This window comes from Sporosarcina sp. P12(2017), from assembly GCF_002743035.1.
Lineage (GTDB): Bacteria > Bacillota > Bacilli > Bacillales_A > Planococcaceae > Sporosarcina > Sporosarcina ureae.
Genome location: NZ_PDYL01000001.1, coordinates 36,752 through 54,234, shown reverse-complemented (window position 1 = coordinate 54,234; position 17,483 = coordinate 36,752). Strand labels below are relative to the sequence as shown.

At 42.8% G+C, this 17,483-nt stretch carries 20 protein-coding genes and 1 other annotated feature; of the genes, 1 reads left to right on the top strand and 19 read right to left on the bottom strand.

Going from position 1 to position 17,483, the window contains the following annotated elements; genetic code table 11:
* Positions 1-10: 10 nt before the first annotated feature.
* From CSV80_RS00280 to CSV80_RS00245, 8 genes are read right to left on the bottom strand one after another with little or no spacing between them, the layout of a single operon-like run.
* Entirely contained in the window at positions 11-751 is a 741-nt protein-coding gene (locus tag CSV80_RS00280; protein ID WP_099669112.1) for a class I SAM-dependent DNA methyltransferase, read from the bottom strand.
* Entirely contained in the window at positions 748-1,092 is a 345-nt protein-coding gene (gene rsfS / locus CSV80_RS00275; RefSeq protein ID WP_029054662.1) for a ribosome silencing factor, read from the bottom strand. Before rsfS ends, CSV80_RS00280 begins: the two co-directional genes overlap by 4 nt.
* 3 nt (positions 1,093-1,095) lie before the next feature.
* Positions 1,096-1,668, bottom strand: a complete 573-nt coding sequence (gene yqeK, locus CSV80_RS00270) for a bis(5'-nucleosyl)-tetraphosphatase (symmetrical) YqeK (protein ID WP_099669111.1) — start codon at positions 1,666-1,668, stop codon at positions 1,096-1,098.
* Positions 1,649-2,227: a nicotinate-nucleotide adenylyltransferase gene (locus CSV80_RS00265; protein ID WP_029054660.1), complete on the bottom strand. Its 579-nt coding sequence runs from the start codon at positions 2,225-2,227 to the stop codon at positions 1,649-1,651. The genes yqeK and CSV80_RS00265 overlap by 20 nt, the downstream gene beginning before the upstream one ends.
* A 10-nt stretch (positions 2,228-2,237) precedes the next feature.
* Positions 2,238-2,528 (bottom strand): ribosome assembly RNA-binding protein YhbY, encoded by a 291-nt coding sequence (gene yhbY, locus CSV80_RS00260; RefSeq protein ID WP_029054659.1) that lies wholly within the window; start codon positions 2,526-2,528, stop codon positions 2,238-2,240.
* Between the two features lie 2 nt (positions 2,529-2,530).
* Positions 2,531-3,352: a shikimate dehydrogenase gene (gene aroE / locus CSV80_RS00255; protein ID WP_099669110.1), complete on the bottom strand. Its 822-nt coding sequence runs from the start codon at positions 3,350-3,352 to the stop codon at positions 2,531-2,533.
* Between the two features lie 22 nt (positions 3,353-3,374).
* On the bottom strand, positions 3,375-4,475 hold the full coding sequence (yqeH, locus tag CSV80_RS00250; RefSeq protein WP_099669109.1) for a ribosome biogenesis GTPase YqeH: 1,101 nt from the start codon (positions 4,473-4,475) through the stop codon (positions 3,375-3,377).
* A 2-nt stretch (positions 4,476-4,477) separates the two neighbouring features.
* Positions 4,478-4,990: a YqeG family HAD IIIA-type phosphatase gene (locus CSV80_RS00245; RefSeq protein ID WP_099669298.1), complete on the bottom strand. Its 513-nt coding sequence runs from the start codon at positions 4,988-4,990 to the stop codon at positions 4,478-4,480.
* 158 nt (positions 4,991-5,148) lie between these two features.
* Between CSV80_RS00245 and sigK the strand changes: the two genes are divergently transcribed.
* Entirely contained in the window at positions 5,149-5,847 is a 699-nt protein-coding gene (gene sigK, locus CSV80_RS00240; protein ID WP_029054655.1) for an RNA polymerase sporulation sigma factor SigK, read from the top strand.
* A 220-nt stretch (positions 5,848-6,067) separates the two neighbouring features.
* Here the strand turns inward: sigK and mtnN are convergent, their stop codons facing one another.
* From mtnN to recD2, 11 genes are all read right to left on the bottom strand, one after another.
* The gene (gene mtnN, locus CSV80_RS00235; RefSeq protein WP_099669108.1) at positions 6,068-6,760 is read right to left on the bottom strand and encodes a 5'-methylthioadenosine/S-adenosylhomocysteine nucleosidase; all 693 of its coding nucleotides are present in this window, start codon (positions 6,758-6,760) and stop codon (positions 6,068-6,070) included.
* 72 nt (positions 6,761-6,832) lie between these two features.
* Positions 6,833-7,555 (bottom strand): DUF1510 family protein, encoded by a 723-nt coding sequence (locus CSV80_RS00230; protein WP_158231828.1) that lies wholly within the window; start codon positions 7,553-7,555, stop codon positions 6,833-6,835.
* Positions 7,556-7,656: 101 nt separating this feature from the next.
* Positions 7,657-8,133 carry a transcription elongation factor GreA gene (gene greA, locus CSV80_RS00225; protein WP_099669106.1) on the bottom strand — a complete coding sequence of 159 codons (477 nt, stop codon included), beginning with the start codon at positions 8,131-8,133 and terminating at the stop codon, positions 7,657-7,659.
* A 219-nt stretch (positions 8,134-8,352) separates the two neighbouring features.
* Positions 8,353-8,988 carry a uridine kinase gene (gene udk / locus CSV80_RS00220; RefSeq protein ID WP_099669105.1) on the bottom strand — a complete coding sequence of 212 codons (636 nt, stop codon included), beginning with the start codon at positions 8,986-8,988 and terminating at the stop codon, positions 8,353-8,355.
* A gap of 26 nt (positions 8,989-9,014) precedes the next feature.
* Entirely contained in the window at positions 9,015-9,653 is a 639-nt protein-coding gene (locus tag CSV80_RS00215) for an O-methyltransferase (RefSeq protein ID WP_099669104.1), read from the bottom strand.
* A 23-nt stretch (positions 9,654-9,676) separates the two neighbouring features.
* Positions 9,677-10,855, bottom strand: a complete 1,179-nt coding sequence (gene mltG, locus CSV80_RS00210; RefSeq protein ID WP_099669297.1) for an endolytic transglycosylase MltG — start codon at positions 10,853-10,855, stop codon at positions 9,677-9,679.
* A gap of 52 nt (positions 10,856-10,907) precedes the next feature.
* Positions 10,908-11,195, bottom strand: a complete 288-nt coding sequence (locus CSV80_RS00205; RefSeq protein WP_029054648.1) for a DUF1292 domain-containing protein — start codon at positions 11,193-11,195, stop codon at positions 10,908-10,910.
* 13 nt (positions 11,196-11,208) lie between these two features.
* Entirely contained in the window at positions 11,209-11,628 is a 420-nt protein-coding gene (gene ruvX, locus CSV80_RS00200) for a Holliday junction resolvase RuvX (RefSeq protein WP_099669103.1), read from the bottom strand.
* Positions 11,625-11,897, bottom strand: coding sequence for an IreB family regulatory phosphoprotein (locus tag CSV80_RS00195; protein ID WP_029054646.1), 273 nt, complete (start codon positions 11,895-11,897; stop codon positions 11,625-11,627). Before CSV80_RS00195 ends, ruvX begins: the two co-directional genes overlap by 4 nt.
* Before the next feature lie 205 nt (positions 11,898-12,102).
* A complete protein-coding gene (gene alaS / locus CSV80_RS00190; protein ID WP_099669102.1) occupies positions 12,103-14,736 on the bottom strand; it encodes an alanine--tRNA ligase in 2,634 nt (877 codons plus the stop codon).
* A 42-nt stretch (positions 14,737-14,778) separates the two neighbouring features.
* Positions 14,779-14,985 (bottom strand) — a binding site (T-box leader).
* Between the two features lie 39 nt (positions 14,986-15,024).
* Positions 15,025-17,451, bottom strand: coding sequence for an SF1B family DNA helicase RecD2 (gene recD2, locus CSV80_RS00185; RefSeq protein ID WP_099669101.1), 2,427 nt, complete (start codon positions 17,449-17,451; stop codon positions 15,025-15,027).
* Positions 17,452-17,483 lie beyond the last annotated feature (32 nt).

Genomic DNA, 17,483 nt, shown 5'->3' with positions numbered 1-17,483 from the left:
TATGGTAGCACTATTTTCGAACTTGGAAGAATATTCTTTCACTCTCTTCTTCAGGTGCTTCATCTTCCCAGTCTGCAAAAATCCGTTCAATATGAAATCCAACTTCTTCGAGCATTTGAACATATTCCGGTACTGCAAACGATCGTTGCATATGTACTTCGTCAAAACGTTGGTAGGATCCATCTTCTTGTTTTACGAAAAACGCTAGCTCAGAATAAATCGAGTGATTCTCTTCTCCAGGGGCAGTTTGCCAAATATAGGAAATACGTCGATTATCAAAAACAAAAGGTCCTTCAAGGAAGATCTCATCCATTTTACATAATGAATGCACATCAAAGAGCAATACGCCACCTGTAGCAAGCGCTCCATAAATCCGGCGGAACGTTTCCACGACATCTTGCTGCTTTATTACATAATTCAATGAATCGATTGAGATAATCGCAGCATCAAATGTATCTTCTACATCCAGTTGCTGCATAGGTTGCTCGATAAACTGAATATCTAGAGAAAGTGACTGTGCACGGTGCGAAGCGACCTCGAGCATATCAGAAGAAAGGTCAATACCAGTAACGTGTGCCCCTCTTTTCGCCAGCATGGCAGATAGCAAACCAGTTCCACAACCTATATCCAATACTTTTTTCCCTGAAACGCCAGCAGACGCCAAATCGAGTAACTCGACATAGGCGTCATACGGGATATCATTCATTAGTTCGTCATAAATGGATGCGAACGCTGAATAGGAAGAACTCATATTTCATCCTCAACGTTTAGTAACTGTGCGTCTCCCCATAGCTTTTCCAAGTTATAAAATCCACGTTCGTCTCTGTGGAATACGTGAACGACTACATCGAGAAGATCGATTAAAATCCAACGGCCCGCGTCGAATCCTTCCAAACGCTTCACAGTGTAGCCTTCTTTAGAAGCAACATCTGCTACTTCACGTGCGATGGCCTGCACTTGTCTTTCAGAGTTCGCATGACAAATGATGAATTGATCAGCAATTAGTGAGATGCCCTCCATGTTTAATACTACGATGTCTTCTGCTTTCTTACTATCTACTGCTTCATAAGCTAATTCCAATAATGTTGGCATATTTCACTGTTCCTTTCTTCTACGTACATGTTCATTATAACAGTCAAATGAATGTGGGAAAATGACTGCGTATCGCTGAACTAAAAATTTAAATGTATGCTGGATGCATTCTGTCATTTGATCTTCCAGCGGTTCACCGTCAATACGTTGACGCAATTCTTCGATACCCGGAAACTTTCTTCCTGGTTCGATTAAATCAGCGATATAGATCACTTTTTCTAGCTCGCTCATTTCTGCACGTCCCGTCGTATGAAAACGGATGGCCTGCAAGATGTCGTGATCTTCTACTCCATAACGCTCTTTCGCAAGCATAGCTCCAACTGGCGCATGCCATAATTCGGCGTGATACTGTGCATAGAGCTCATACTCTTCGTCACGTTTTAGTAATTCCAGTAATTCATCTTTATCCATAAACTTGGCGTAATCATGAAATAGGCCAGCAATTTCAGCCTTTTCTACTGACACACCCACTTCTTCAGCTAATTTCTTTGCCGTGTCCGTGACACGCAGTACGTGTTCATACCGTGCCTTAGGTAAGCGTTGTTCTAGGTCACTTTTAACTTGTTGTAGATCCATATAATCTCTCCTCTCGAATGTAAGCCTCGACAGCCGGGGGAATCAAAAGTTGCACGGTTCCACCTTCTACAAAACGTTGGCGGATCAATGTGGATGACAAATCAAGTTGTGGTGTTTCTACCAATTGTACCGGGATTGCAGAAGCGTTATCAGCACCTGGGCGTTTTACACCGATAAACGTAACGATATCGAGTAAGTCCTCAATCCGGTACCATGTCGGTAACTGATCGATCATATCTCCACCAATAATGAAATGAAAGTGAACATCAGCTTCGTCTTGTACGAGTTGTGACATTGTATCATATGTAAATGATACACCGCCGCGCTCCATTTCAAACGACGACGCACGCAAGCCATCCACTTCATCTACCGCCAGTTTCACCATTTGTAGGCGTTGCTCGGCTGTCGCGTCGCCTACCGCCACCTTATGTGGTGGGACTGCAGTAGGCATCAACCATACCTCATCTAGCTGCAGTGCATAACGCACTTCATTGGCGATCAATAAATGTCCAGTGTGTGGCGGATTGAAAGTTCCGCCCAAAATGCCGATTCGTTTCATCTAATTCTCCTTACGGTAATTGTATGCGTTTTTTCTCTGTCGATTCCCTGTATAAAACAATGGTGTTACCGATGACTTGGACTACGTGAATACCTTTATACGCACCCATTTTTTCAGCAATTTCATTTTTGTCTTCTTCGCAATTTTGAAGTACGCTCACTTTAAGTAGTTCACGTGCTTCGAGCGCCTCGTCGATTTGCACGAGGATCGCATCAGTCAAACCACTTTTCCCAATTTGGAATAATGAATCCAAATGATGTGCTTCGCTACGTAAAAATCTTTTTTGTTTACCTGTTAACATGTTTACCCGCCAACTTTCATTGTAATCATATCGATCATTTTTTTCGTGTCAGGATAGACACCTGTCCACTTTTCAAAAGCGAGGGCACCTTGATGAACGAACATTCCTACACCGTTCATCGTCTTGGCTCCTGCTTGTTTTGCTTGTCGTAAAAATTCAGTTTCGAGCGGATTGTAAATAATGTCCGCTACCACTGCACCGTTTGCGACTTTCTTTGGATTAAGCGGTATTCCTTCTTGTGCAAAGTTCATACCGACCGATGTCGTTTGGACTACAAGTCCAAACTCACCGAGACGATCTTCCGCGTCTTCAATAGAGATCGCATGCCCATCCTTCATATCCGCCGCTAATTCTGCAGATCTCGAAGCGGTGCGATTCGTGAAATAGAGAGGACCGTAGCCAGCCGATTGCAGTGCAAAGGCGATGCCTCTAGCTGCACCGCCAGCTCCAATTAGTAATACAGAACCTTTAACTAATTCCGTAAACTCTTCCAACGACTTCACGAATCCGGCCCCATCCGTATTGGCACCGATTAGTTTACCCTCATCAGTTTGATGCACTGTGTTGACCGCATTCATAACCGCTGCCGATTCGTCCATTTCGTCGAGGAAAGGAAGAATCGCTTGCTTGTGGGGTACCGTCACATTAAAACCACTACATCCGAGTGAACGTAAACTATTTATCGTCTGTTTCAAACTTCCGGCTGTTGCATGAATCGGTATATACGTTGCATCCAATGCATTTTCTTTAAACCACTGATCATGCATGACCGGTGACATCGATTGCGCAATGGGATCGCCTACTACCGCATACCATTTTTTCATCTGGTATTCCCTCCTGTCCCTCTTAAATCAATGAAGGTCTGACTTCGACATTCACACCTTTTGGTGCATGTACAGCCACTTTTACATTGGCGTGCTGAAGTGTAATCCAACCAAGGCCTGAAATGACTAAGTCCGTCTTTGCTTCTTTAATCGAAAATTCATGACGCACAAGTGACGGCAACTTCTCAAGTGATGCAGGTCCTGGCGGAGATAGCATGTCACCAAGATGGTTTTTGTACAATTCATCCGCATTTTCCAACTTCGTCCGATGAACTGGCAAACCATTGGCTGCATAGATGTTGAAGGAGGAGCGTCCACCTTGAATGAAGTCAAAACGTGCTAGTCCGCCGATAAATAATGTTTGTTCAGCATTCAGCTGATAGACTTTCGGCTTCAGTTCTTTCTTCGGTGTAATCAACTTCAAATCATGAGGATCTAAGTGATGGGCCATTTGATGATCGTTGATAATCCCTGGTGTATCCATCAGCATTTTTCCGTCGTCCAATGGAATTTCCACTACATCGAGGGTTGTTCCCGGGAAATAAGATGTCGTAATGACATCTTGCATACCGGTCGCATCTTTAATAATCCGATTAATGAACGTAGATTTTCCTACATTTGTACAACCGACTACGTAGACGTCCTTGCCCTTACGGTACTTCTCAATCGCGTCGAGCGCTTCACTCATACCATTACCTTTTACAGCTGATACGAGCAACACATCGATTGGTTTTAGTCCTAGCTTTGCAGCTTCTGCCTTCATCCAATTTTTCACTCGTTGCGGATTAATCGCTTTCGGTAGAATATCTGCCTTGTTACCAATTAATAAAATATCTTTCTTGCCCACAAAGCGATGCAAGCCGTTGATCCAACTACCGTTGAAATCAAAAATATCTACCACTTTCACAATCAAGCCTTGTTTTTCACCAATTCCATTTAAAATTGCTAAAAAGTCGTCTCCTGATAAGGACACTGGCTGCAATTCGTTATAATTTCGTAATTTAAAGCAACGTTGGCATATGACATCTTCTTTTTCTAATGAAGCTGGAGGTGCATAGCCTTCCATTTTCTTATCCGTCGTTTGGATCGTAATACCGCATCCAATACACTTGATCAATTCCAAATTTAGTCCTCCCACGTGAGTAGTCCTTTTCTTTTAAACCTTGCCATAATCCGTCGTTCAATCGCTCGGTTGAACTTTGTAATCGTCGCATCGGAACTTGCTACAGGGACGACCAATATTGACTGCAGCCCCACCCGATTCGCACCTAAGACATCCGTTAGCAATTGATCGCCAATCATGACAACTTCATTTTTTGGCAAGCCTAATGTAGCAAGTGCCTGATGAAATGATTTTTTCATCGGCTTCCGTGCTTCACAAATATACGGGATGCCTAATGGATCACAAAAGTGACTGACGCGTTCTATATGGTTATTGGATACAACTGTAATTTGCAAACCGGCATCGCGCATAGACTTGAACCACGCCGTTATATCTTGCGTAGCATCCGCACGATCCCATTCAACGAGTGTGTTATCTAAATCTGTAATGATGCCCTTAAAACCATTTTCAAGAAGGTCTTCTGGTTTGATCAATAATACGGATTTTACATAAGCACTCGGTAAAAAATGATTCAACACATTATCCTCTCCGCCCTACAACAAATTCTTGTCTGATTATAACATAGTTGTGTGACATGCACGCACAACTATGTCTGATTTTATCGCTTTTCTTGTCTGTGGTAGACCATCTGTATTTTGCATAGAGTAAACTACTACTAATCGGAGGTGGTCATATGAGCGGGTTTTTCCTGGCCGTCATGCAATTATGGTTAGAGATCCCCGCGCTAATCGGTTATATCAGAGGGCAAGCTTTCCTTCGTCCGTTGTCTAAGAAAGAAGAAGAAGAGTGCCTGAGACGATTAGCTGAAGGCGATGTAAGTGCACGTGATGAACTTATCGAACACAATATGCGTTTGGTCGCCCATATCGTCAAGAAGTTCCAACCAAAGCACGAACTACTTGATGATTATATTTCCATAGGGGCGATTGGTCTGATGAAAGCCGTCAACAGTTTTACGCCAGATCGTAAAACCAAGCTAGCGACGTATGCTGCCCGCTGTATTGAAAATGAAATTCTTATGTATTTACGAACACAGAAAAAAGTACAAAAAGATGTGTCCCTCTACGAACCAATTGGCATGGATAAAGATGGCCAATCCCTGGAAATCGCAGACCTCCTTCAAACAAACGACATACCTCCACAAACAACCGTAGAACAAAATGAACAAAAAGAGCGACTCTACCGTCATTTGGATAAGCTCGATTCACGCGAGTTAGAAATCATTCAAAGACGCTACGGCTTGCTAGATGACCAGCCAATGACACAAAAAGAAATTGCCGAGCAACTAAATATTTCTAGGAGTTATGTTTCACGTATCGAGAAACGAGCGATCGTCAAATTGTACCAATCATTCAAGCATGAATATCAATAATGCAAAAAGCGTTTCCGATTATGCGTCAGAGGGCCACAGCCCCCGCATATCGGAAACGCTTTGTTTCTTTTCTCAGTCAGCTTTAACCTCGCGTAAAATTATTGCTGCCAATAGTGCCGTGACGATAAATACGCCACCCATTAAGAATTCCATTAAATGTCCCTCCTCTCAACCAAACGAACTGCTAGTCTGTCTACTTAGACATTTTATCATAGAACGATCAAAGTTTCGAGATGACGCGCAAAACAATCTGTGACGAGTGTTTGGCAGCCAGAGGTAAAAACTCTTCAAAGCTGACGGTCGATTCTTTCCCAGCAATATCAGATAGCGCACGGATGACAACACATCGCGTATTGAACTGATAACAGACTTGCGCAACAGCGGCCGCTTCCATTTCTACAGCGATTACGCGTGGGAAACGATTTTTAACTTGTAAGACTTTTTCAGGATCAGCCATGAACGTATCAGCTGAAGCGATAGTTCCTACAGCATGTTGATATGTATCTAACTCAATTACAGCTTCTCTAGCAAAATCGATCAGTTCAGAATCTGAAGGAAAGCTTGCAGGAAGTTGTGGCACTTGGCCTAGCTCGTAGCCGAATGCACTGGCATCGACATCATGATGCAGGACATAGTCAGATATTACAATCGTTCCAACCTCGAGTTCAGGATTAGTTCCACCAGCAGAACCTGTATTCAAGACTACGTCAGGTTTGTAGTTTTGCAACAGGATCGCTGTGGCCATGGCAGCATTTACTTTCCCGATGCCACTCTTCGTCACGATCACTTGATGCTTGCCTACTTTTCCTTCAATAAACTCACAGTTACCAATGGTTGTAATTTTTCCAATTCCAATCTCTCTGCGTAATATTTCAACTTCTTCCTCCATTGCACCCACGATTGCTATTTTCATTTATGCCCTCTCCTCTTTTTCACTTACTAGAATGTCCTGCACGATAGGCAGCACATCGGTAGGTTGATTCACTTACTTCATTACTTCCATTTTCACAGGTTTCCAGCCTTGGCCGTCCACCCACTCAAGGTATACTTTGAATTTTTTGGAATTGTCTTTGCTTCTCACAATACCTTCTGACTTTTGAGGACTGCCACCATTTTGAATACGTTCAAAGTACAATTGATCTTCAGACAAGCCGGTTGCATAAGAAATAGCTTTCTTTTTCTCATACCAGTCATCGGACTGACCATCGTATTTCGAAACGTGCTCTCCAGTTTGCTTTGTTCCAATTGGTTTCCAGTCAGGATTAACCACAACTTTCTTGCCCGAATCCGGTGAAGCTTCTTTCTTCGGCTTGTCCTGTTTAGGTTGTTCTTTTTTCGGCGCTTCTACCACTGGCGCTTCCGGTTCTTCAACCACTTCATTTACCACTTCGTTATTTTCTTCAGGAGCCTGAACTTCTGGTTCATCCATTTCTTCCGGCTCTGCATCTTCAGCTTCAGGCTTGTCCGCCTCGTCTTCATCGTCTAAAACGATAGGTTCAATTGGAGCTGCATCGGACTGCGTGGATTGCTCCGGCTTGTCAATTGCTACTTCATTTTTATCGTCATCACCTGTGAGAAAGATTATTGCAACAACCGCAATGAGAAATACCACTACACCAATTGAAATATTCAATGCTCTATTCACTTTGTTCGCTTTACTGCCTTTTTTTCTAGACGTTCTCGAATACTTCGGATTTTGATCTGCCATTTCAGACATCTCCTTTACTATGAAATGAAATGCGTATACAACGGTGGAAAGAATTAAAAACGACAATACCGTCTTCTGCTAGTGAGAAGACGGTACGTGTGTCACTTTATCTCGAGTATTTCTACTGACATTTCACCGCCGGGAGTCTGGATCTTTACTTTATCATCTTTTTTCCGACCAATTAATGCTTTCGCAATTGGCGAGTCGTTCGAGATCATACCTTCCAATGGATTCGCTTCAGCGGAACCAACAATCGTATATGTCTCTTCTTCACCATCAGGAATTTCTTTAAAAGTAACTGTCTTGCCTAATTGCACTTCATCCGTATTCAATTCATCTTCAGTAATAATGACCGCATTACGAATCATTCCTTCAATAGAAGAAATCTTTCCTTCAACAAATGCCTGGTCCTCTTTCGCTGAATCGTACTCGGAGTTTTCCGATAAGTCACCGTAGCTACGTGCGATTTTAATGCGTTCTACTACTTCTACACGTTTAACCGTTTTCAATTGCTCTAGCTCTTCTTCTAACTTCGCTTTACCTGCAGCCGTCATTGGAAATTTCTTTTCTGAAACCATGTAATAACACTCCTCAAATGTCTGTTCATAAAAAATACTATGTCACACTAACTTCAATTATGTGACATAGCAGAACTATTTTAGTTTTGACTATACTTATTTCCGTTCTTTATTCTAATCTGAACGAAAAAAAGCCCTTGCTTATCTTGCGTGCATCCTAGTTTTTCTACAGAAAGACCAACGGATGCTAAATTAATTTAAAATTATGTCATCATCATATTATACTTCGTCGACAGAAGCAAGAATTGTTTTTATCTTCGTTACCATCAAATCGATGGCGACCGCATTCTCGCCGCCTTCCGGAATGATTATATCAGCATACTTTTTTGTCGGTTCAATAAATTGGTTATGCATGGGGCGCACAACCGTTACGTATTGCTCGACAACAGAATCTACTGTACGGCCACGATCATGAATATCTCGTAAAATTCGACGAATTATACGAATATCAGAATCCGTATCCACAAACAGCTTGATATCCATAAGATCTCGCAATCGTTCATCTTCCAACACGAGGATTCCTTCAAGAATGATGACATCTTGTGAATCTACAGTTACTTTTTCAGCTGAACGTGTATGCAATGTGTAATCGTATGTTGGCTTTTCGATTGCCAGTCTGTTGATCAGCTGCCGGACATGTTGAATCAGTAGGTCGGTATCGAATGCTAATGGATGATCATAATTCGTTTTTAATCTTTCTTCAAACACTAAATGTGATTGGTCTTTATAGTAATCGTCTTGTTCAATCACTACGACCGAATGACCTTGGAATACCTCGTGTATCTTTTTTGTGACACTTGTCTTACCGGAGCCCGAACCACCGGTAATACCTATTACGACAGGTTTTTTCTTCACAGCAATTCCCCTTTGTAGCCTACTGTTTAGTACTTTTTCACAGCTATTAAAATGCCGTCACCTATTGGTACAAGGGACGTTTCATAGTGAACATTCTGCATCGCCCAGCTCGTGAATTGTTGCAAGTTTCGGATCATTGTCCGGTTGCGTTTTGGTATGTCTGCATCTTCCAACAGCACCATACCATGCATAAACATATTATCACAATAGATTACACCTGAAGAACCGACAAGCGGGCTATATTTGTCGAAAAACTTTCGATATTGCCCTTTGGCTGCATCGATGAACAGTGTATCAAATGGTTCTTGTGGTAACTTGGTTTCGTCTAACTCGAGTGCGTCATCATGAATGATACTAATACGCTCTTGTAGTCCACTGCGCTCAATATATTCGACTGCTTTCTCATACCGTTCTGCGTCACGCTCGACTGTATAAATGACGGCTTCAGGAAAAGCTTTCGCTAATCGAATAGCTGAATAGCCAATTGCGCTTCCTATTTCAAGAATACGTTTCGGCTGCTGAATTTGCAGTAGCCCGATCAACGTATACAAGCCTGTATCGTCCATGATGGGCACACGATGCTCTGCAGCGTAGTGCTCCATCTCCACGATGAGCGGCTCTTTTTCTTCTACAAAGCGGCTAATGTACGTATTGTAGTCCGTCATATTTACTTCCCCTTTACGACGTATTATTTATGTTGGCTGTCGATATACTTTGCTTTGTTTTTCAAATGTTCTTCATATGTTTTAGCAAAGTGATTAACGCCATCTTTATCTGCCAGGAAGAACAAGTATCCAGTATTGGATGGTTCTACTGTTGCCTGGAGAGAAGCAGTTCCAGCATTCGCAATGGGACCTGGCGGTAATCCTTTATTCTTGTACGTATTATAGACATTTTCCACTTTCAAATCCTCATTCATGACGCGGGCTTTATGTTCCCCTAGTGCATATAAAACGGTTGGATCTGTCTGTAATGGCATTTCTTGTTCAATACGGTTATTGAAGACGCTCGCAATCGTTTCGCGATCCGATTGGCCAGTTGCTTCTTTTTCTAACAGGGAAGCAAATGTCAGCATTTTATGAACTGAACGATTTTTGTCTTTCTCTGCCCAATACGCTTTATACGGTATGACGTTTTGCACAGTGGCATCCACCATCGTATCGACCACTTCTTTAACTGTAGGTTTTTCTTCAAAGAATGGATAAGTAGCAGGGAATAAATAACCTTCTAGTGCATAACGTATATTCTCATTAAGAATTTCTTTTGTTATGACTTCTGGATACTTGGCTATATATTCTTGAATGACTTGTTCATTCGTCACGTACTCCATAAACTGTTCTTTCGTAATCGTCGTCTTTTCGCTTGTTCTTTCTGCAATCTGATCTATCGTTAACCCTTCCGGAATCGTAAGTGTAAATGCCGGTGTGCGATAGACTACACCTGTTTTCAGGCTCTTAATCAGTTCATCTGGTGTCATAGACTGCGTTAATCCATACGTTCCAGCCTGAAAGTCTGCTTCATTGTTTACTTTTGCATAGTATTTGAAAATCCGCGCATTTTTGATAATACCCGACTCTTGTAGTTTTTCCGAAATCATATCCAAACCTGAACCGATCGGAATTTCTACTTCTATAATTTTTTCCGAGTCCGGATCAACAGGCTCTAACGCACTTTTTATGTATGTATAGACCGAAAAACCTCCTACTATCCCTACAACCAACACGACCGCCACAATCCAAAACACTATTTTTCTAACGGTTCTCACTTCTTCCTTCTGTTCTAACATACGTTCAAACATGACATCTTTTTTTCTCTGGGGCTCTTTTGCCACAAGCCTCACCTCTTCTTCCGCTATAGATAACTTCATTAAAAAAGACGGAACGGTCAGCACCATTCCGCCCGTCACATGATATTATCGCTTACTCTTCTTCTTCAAGGAATGTGTTCAATACTTCTTCGATCATATCCCATTCTTCATCAGATTCGATTTCAAGAAGTGATCCGCCATCTTGTCCTTCTTCAGTCGGAATAAATGCAGATGCGTGGATTTCAACTTCCTCGTCATCGTCTCTCTCTTCGCCATCTAAAATATGGTAAAGCACATATGATCTTTCATATTCTTTTGAATCAAATGTTAAAATTACCTCACATACGTGCTCTTCGCCGTTCTCATCTACGATTGTCATTGTTTCTTGTCCGTGTTCCATTGTTTAATCACCTCTAGTTTTTTTGTGAATCCAAATAGCCTTGTAAAATCATGACAGCTGCCATTTTATCTATGACCGATTTACGTTTTTTACGGCTGACATCCGCTTCAATCAAAACGCGTTCAGCAGCCATAGTAGTTAATCGCTCATCCCATAATACGACAGGTAAACCGAACTTTTCGCGTAATTTCTCTGCGTACTGTTCGGAAGCTTCTCCACGGGGACCAATCGTATTATTCATATTCTTAGGGTACCCGACGACAAACTCCGTCACTTCGTATTCTTCTGTCAGCTGTTTGACTCGTTTCATCCCGAAAGAACCTACCGCTTCATCAATTTTGATCGTTTCTATTCCTTGGGCTGTCCAACCGAGACTATCGCTGATCGCGATGCCTACGGTTTTCGTGCCAACATCCAATCCCATAATTCTCATTCTGTCTTCCCTCTGTTTTCTCGGATATAGAACTTAACTAATTCTTCTAGAATTTCGTCTCGCTCCAGTTTCCGGATCAGACTGCGTGCGTCTTCGTGTCGTGGAATGTAGGCTGGATCTCCTGATAATAAATAGCCGACCATCTGGTTAATTGGGTTGTAACCTTTTTCTTCTAATGATTTGTAAACGTGGAGCATGACTGTTTTGACTTCTTCCTCCATTGACTCTTCAGGAAAGTTAAACTTCATCGTTTCATCGGACGAATTCATACTCGACACCCCGCTTTCCGATTTCCATTTATGTCTATAACGATCTACCGTCATGATATACATATTACATAGATTGGTGGATCAACCACCGTTCATATTCGCTTCTAGTCTGGCTCTTACATCTGGGCATATACTTTAGGCATCCAAATGAAAATTAACTAGTTACATGTATCTATATTTTATGATTCATCGCTCTACATAATGGTTAAACAGATTTTACATAATCATACACGGATTGAAGCGCATCATCAAGTTTTGATGCATCTTTCGCTCCTGCCATCGCCATGTCAGGACGTCCACCGCCTTTTCCGCCACAAAGTGACGCAACATGGTTGACGATTTTACCTGCGTGGTAGTTGCCACCTTTTAAGTCATCGGTAACACCAGCCGCCAGCATTACTTTCCCATCCGTTACTGTACCAAGTACAATGACGCCTTTGGAAGTTTTTTGTTTCATTTCATCAATCAATTGACGTAAACCGTTATTGTCTTTCACTTCTACATTTGCAGAAATGACTGTAACGTCTTCGATCTGCTGAGCCGTTTCCATGACACTTGCCAATTGGCTGTTGCCCATCTTCGCTTGCAGTGATTCATTTTCGCGTTGAAGTTCTTTAAAGTCAGCGAGAATCGATTCGACTTTCGTCACGACTGTTTTCGGAGTCGCTTTTGCAGTTGCTGCTATTTCATCGATGATTGCTTGATCTTCTTTAAATGAACGGAATGCTTGTCCACCCGTGAAGGCCTCAATACGTCGTGTGCCCGCTCCGATGCCGCCTTCTGAAACGATTTTGAATACGTTGATATCAGACGTGTTGCGAACGTGACAACCTCCACAAAGCTCGACAGAGTAGCCACCAACTTTGACGACGCGAACGATATCGCCGTATTTTTCACCGAACAATGCCATCGCACCCATTTCTTTTGCTTCTGCAATGGGTGAAATGATCGTATTGACAGGAGTGCCTGCCCAAATTTGTTCATTGACCTGGAATTCGATACGCTCGAGCTCTTCTTTTGTAACTTGTCCAAAATGAGAGAAGTCAAAGCGAAGACGATCCGGTCCAACATATGAACCTGCTTGATTGACATGTTCACCAAGAACATCTTTCAACGCGCGGTGCAACAAGTGTGTAGCTGTGTGATTTTTAACTGTCAAATTGCGTGAGAACTCGTCCACTTTTGCGCTAACTGATACGCCTTCATTCAATTCACCTGAACTGATGAAGACCGTATGCAAGTTCTGTCCATTAGGTGCTTTTTTGACGTCGCGAACTTCCGCTGTGAACGATTCATTGGAGATCGTTCCTTTATCCGCTACTTGACCGCCACTTTCTGCATAGAACGGAGTCTGATCCAACATAAGTTGTACGGTTTCTCCTTCAGATGCATGCGCGATACGTTGACCGTCTTGAACAAGGACATTAACAATTGCAGTTGTTTCTAGTTGACCATACCCAATGAATTCACTTGCTTCATGAATTTCACCAAGAACACCCGATTGAACATGCATGGAGTCGGATGTAGCACGCGCAGCACGTGCACGGTTTCGTTGTGCAGCCATTTCTTCGTCAAACCCGATACGATCGACTGCCACGTTTTCTTCAAGAGCAAATTCCTCTGTCAGTTCAAACGGGAAGCCGTATGTGTCATAGAGCTTGAACGCGTCACTGCCTGAAACGATTGGCAAGCCTGAAGCTTTTGCCTTTTCAATGATGGTCGTTAGAATCGACATACCGTCATGCAATGTTTCGTGGAAACGATCTTCCTCGTTTTTCACAACTTTCATAATGAATGCCTGTTTGTCATGAACTTCAGGGTAGAAGTCTTTCATGATATCTCCAACAATTGGCACCAGCATGTACATAAACGGCTTATCAATGCCTAATTGCTTCGCGAAACGAACTGCTCTTCTTAATAGACGGCGTAGAACATAGCCCCGGCCTTCATTGGAAGGAAGTGCTCCGTCTCCAATAGCGAATGCTACCGTGCGGATGTGATCCGAAATTACTTTAAACGCCGTGTCTGCTTGCGTAGTTTCACCGTATTTTCTTCCTGATACATTTTCAACTGCTTCAATGATCGGTAAGAACAAGTCTGTATCGAAGTTCGTAGGCACGTCCTGGATAACGGATGCCATGCGCTCAAGACCCATTCCTGTATCGATGTTTTTCTTCGGTAGCGGTGTGTACGTGTGATCAGGATTATGATTGAACTCAGAGAATACTAAGTTCCAAATTTCCAAATAGCGTTCGTTTTCTCCACCTGGATATAATTCAGGATCTGAGAAATCGTCACCGTAAGTTGGTCCACGATCGTAGAAGATTTCGGAGTTCGGACCACTTGGACCTTCACCGATATCCCAGAAGTTTCCTTCAAGACGAATGATACGCTCTTCCGGAATACCGATCTGATCTTTCCAGATTGCGTACGCCTCTTCATCTTCCGGATGGATCGTAATTGACAAGCGTTGTGGATCAAAACCAATCCATTGTTCATTTGTCAGGAAATCCCACGCACGAATAATGGCTTCTTCTTTGAAATAATCACCAATAGAAAAGTTGCCGAGCATTTCAAAGAACGTATGGTGACGCGCTGTATAGCCGACATTTTCAATATCGTTTGTGCGGATCGATTTTTGTGCATTCGCAATCCGCGGGTTTTCAGGAATCACTCGTCCATCAAAATATTTCTTCAATGTAGCGACTCCACTGTTGATCCATAGTAGTGATGCGTCATCAACCGGCACTAATGCAGCTGATGGTTCTACAGTATGCCCGTGCTCTTTAAAATAGTCTAAAAACATTTGGCGAATTTCAGATGCCGTAAGTTTTCTCATCGTTTTGCTCCTCCTAAAATTAAAAAAACTCCACCCCTTGTATAAAGGGGCGAAGGTTTTATTGATCGCGGTACCACCCTAATTACCGCATGACGCGGTATCTCGAGTTGCCTTAACGCGGCAAGACGGCAGGGATTAGCCTGCAACTTCGGAATAGCGTTCGCTGTAAATCTGAGAGAGCTTTTTCAGCCAAGAAGCTCTTTTCTATGACACAGAATAAACAGGTACTTGTTCCTTCAACGTTTTTCATTATTTCTAAACGAATTATAGGAAAGTTCTTTCGCTTTGTCAATCAGTCACTTCAAGAAAGTCGAATGGTGACACGTTGTTCATGCCAACGAGCGGATCAATTCCAGTAAAATTGTCCATCGTTAACTTTGCCGGAGACGTATCTCGTGGTTCAACCGCCACTTTTGCAGGTGCTGTATTGCGCGTAATAGTTTCCTCAAGTTGTGTTGTCTGAACTTCTTGTGTTTCTCCCGTTATGCGTTCTTGTAGCGTCGTCTGTCGCTCTGTTTCGTCAGTGCGTGCAATCCCCGCTTTAAATTCTTCCGCTTCACCGCACAGTATTAAGAAGTTCTTCGCTCGTGTAATCCCTGTGTACAGTAGATTACGACGCAACATTTTCCGCTGACTTCTGACGATTGGCATGACGACAATCGGAAATTCACTACCTTGGGATTTATGGATAGAACAACAATACGCCAGTGTCAACTGATTCAAATCGCTTCGTTCATACTGCACTTCATTGCCATCATACGAAACCACCATGATCGCTTTTTTGTCAGTAGTTTCTTTCGCTAACATGATCGCAACAACTTCTCCCATATCCCCGTTAAAGACATTGCTCTCCGGTTGATTGACGAGTTGCAGCACTTTATCTCCAATGCGATATATCGTTTCACCGAAGACCATTTCTTTTCTTCCTTCTGCAGGAGGATTCGTCACTTCTTGAATCATTTTATTCAAGCCATCTATGCCTGCTGGACCTTTATACATCGGAGCCAGCACTTGGATGTCTTTAATGGAATGTCCTTTTGATGTTGCATTTTGAACAATTTGTTTAACCACAGGCAAAATTTGATCACTCGATGCTTTAATAAATGAGCGATCAGACGTCTTCTTCGTGACATCCATCGTCCATTCTTTTTGCTTGATCATATGTGCCATTTCAATGATTGTTGAGCCTTCACTTTGTCGGAAAATATCGGTCAGTTCAACAACTGGGATTTTTCCCGACTGCATGAAGTCATGCAACACTTGTCCGGGTCCAACGGAAGGTAGTTGATCTTGGTCTCCAACGAATAACAACTGTGCGTCGTTGCGGACAGCTTTTAACAGCTGATGCATGAGCCAAGTATCTACCATGGATGTTTCATCAATGATAATGAGATTGCCATCCACTTCGCGTTCCGTCTCTTCTTCGGTTTCCTGACCTGTAAATCCGAGTAGACGATGAATCGTCATGGCGGGTAGTCCAGTCGATTCGGACATTCGCTTCGCTGCGCGCCCGGTAGGTGCTGCCAAAATAATCGGGAACGGCTCTTTTTTACGTGCATATTCTTCAAGGTCGAGTGAAATGCCGTGCAGTTCTGCATACGCCTCAACTAAGCCTCTAATCACGGTTGTTTTCCCTGTTCCTGGTCCACCTGTTAACACAAGCAATGAAGAATGAAGAGCACGTTCAATGGCCTCGACTTGTGTTTCGGCATATTGCACTTCCAAACGTTCCTCAATTTCACCAATAGCTTTTCTAATTTCAGAAGCAGGAAATTGTTCGGCGACTTCATTTTCGAGAATTTTATTCACTTTAGCGGCAATACCGATTTCTGAAAAATAAAGAGAGGGCAAGTAGAGACGCTGCATTTCGGCAGACAGTGTGCCTTCTTCGACGAGTTCAATCACTGCTTGCGTGATCGATTCGTACGAGATGATATGTGCCTGACTTGATTCAAGTAACTGTTTTGCTTGCGGCAAGATCACCTCTGACTCCACGTAGACATGCCCTGCTGACTGTACTTCATTATGTACGCTGTAATAAACAGCTGCCTTAATACGCGCGGGATGATCTCCTACGAGCCCGAGTTGCTTTGCCAGATCATCTGCACGTTGAAAGCCGATTCCTTCGATTTCCTTGATTAAACGGTATGGATTTTCCGTCAGAATCGTGATGGCGTCATCTTGATAGGCTTGATATATTCGCATAGCCACTTGTGGACCGAAGCCCCATTCATTCAGTTGCACCATTGTACGCTCAAGACCTAGATTCTCCTGCAAGACCGAAACAAGCGTATCTTTTCGTTCGTCACTCAAACGCGGGATTTGGTCCAGTACGCTGCGGTCTTCGAGAACTTTCTGGATGACGTTATTGCCGAGTGTCTTGACAATATCAGTCGCTGTTTTCTTCCCTATTCCAGGAAACAAATCACCGGATAAGTAATGAATCAGACCCGCTTCTGTCGCAGGTAACTCTTTCGAGAACGTCTGCACATCGAACTGCTGTCCATGTACCGGATGGTTGACTAGTCGACCCGTAAATTTGTAATCTTCTTCCGCAACTAAAGGAGGGAATGACCCTTTGATCACTATTTCACTGTCGCGGTAATCGGTATTGGTGGAAGTGACTTTTAGCTTGACTATGGAAAATAGATTCGTCGTATTATGAAAAATCGTCACGACCGGTCTGCCGATTATATATGGTGCTGTTTCACTCATCGCTAGGGCTCCCTCCTTTTTTAGCTGATGTA

Coding starts and splice junctions, on each gene's coding strand:
- yqeK (WP_099669111.1), bottom strand. CDS start 1,668: ATGGATCTACAACAAGTTAAAAGTGACCTAGAACAACGCTTACCTAAG.
- alaS (WP_099669102.1), bottom strand. CDS start 14,736: ATGAGAAAACTTACGGCATCTGAAATTCGCCAAATGTTTTTAGACTAT.
- ruvX (WP_099669103.1), bottom strand. CDS start 11,628: ATGAGAATTATGGGATTGGATGTTGGCACGAAAACCGTAGGCATCGCG.
- CSV80_RS00215 (WP_099669104.1), bottom strand. CDS start 9,653: ATGACGGACTACAATACGTACATTAGCCGCTTTGTAGAAGAAAAAGAG.
- CSV80_RS00280 (WP_099669112.1), bottom strand. CDS start 751: ATGAGTTCTTCCTATTCAGCGTTCGCATCCATTTATGACGAACTAATG.
- mltG (WP_099669297.1), bottom strand. CDS start 10,855: ATGAAGTTATCTATAGCGGAAGAAGAGGTGAGGCTTGTGGCAAAAGAG.
- rsfS (WP_029054662.1), bottom strand. CDS start 1,092: ATGCCAACATTATTGGAATTAGCTTATGAAGCAGTAGATAGTAAGAAA.
- CSV80_RS00265 (WP_029054660.1), bottom strand. CDS start 2,227: ATGAAACGAATCGGCATTTTGGGCGGAACTTTCAATCCGCCACACACT.
- sigK (WP_029054655.1), top strand. CDS start 5,149: ATGAGCGGGTTTTTCCTGGCCGTCATGCAATTATGGTTAGAGATCCCC.
- yhbY (WP_029054659.1), bottom strand. CDS start 2,528: ATGTTAACAGGTAAACAAAAAAGATTTTTACGTAGCGAAGCACATCAT.
- recD2 (WP_099669101.1), bottom strand. CDS start 17,451: ATGAGTGAAACAGCACCATATATAATCGGCAGACCGGTCGTGACGATT.
- CSV80_RS00230 (WP_158231828.1), bottom strand. CDS start 7,555: ATGGCAGATCAAAATCCGAAGTATTCGAGAACGTCTAGAAAAAAAGGC.
- CSV80_RS00205 (WP_029054648.1), bottom strand. CDS start 11,195: ATGGAACACGGACAAGAAACAATGACAATCGTAGATGAGAACGGCGAA.
- aroE (WP_099669110.1), bottom strand. CDS start 3,352: ATGAAAAAATGGTATGCGGTAGTAGGCGATCCCATTGCGCAATCGATG.
- CSV80_RS00195 (WP_029054646.1), bottom strand. CDS start 11,897: ATGAATTCGTCCGATGAAACGATGAAGTTTAACTTTCCTGAAGAGTCA.
- mtnN (WP_099669108.1), bottom strand. CDS start 6,760: ATGAAAATAGCAATCGTGGGTGCAATGGAGGAAGAAGTTGAAATATTA.
- greA (WP_099669106.1), bottom strand. CDS start 8,133: ATGGTTTCAGAAAAGAAATTTCCAATGACGGCTGCAGGTAAAGCGAAG.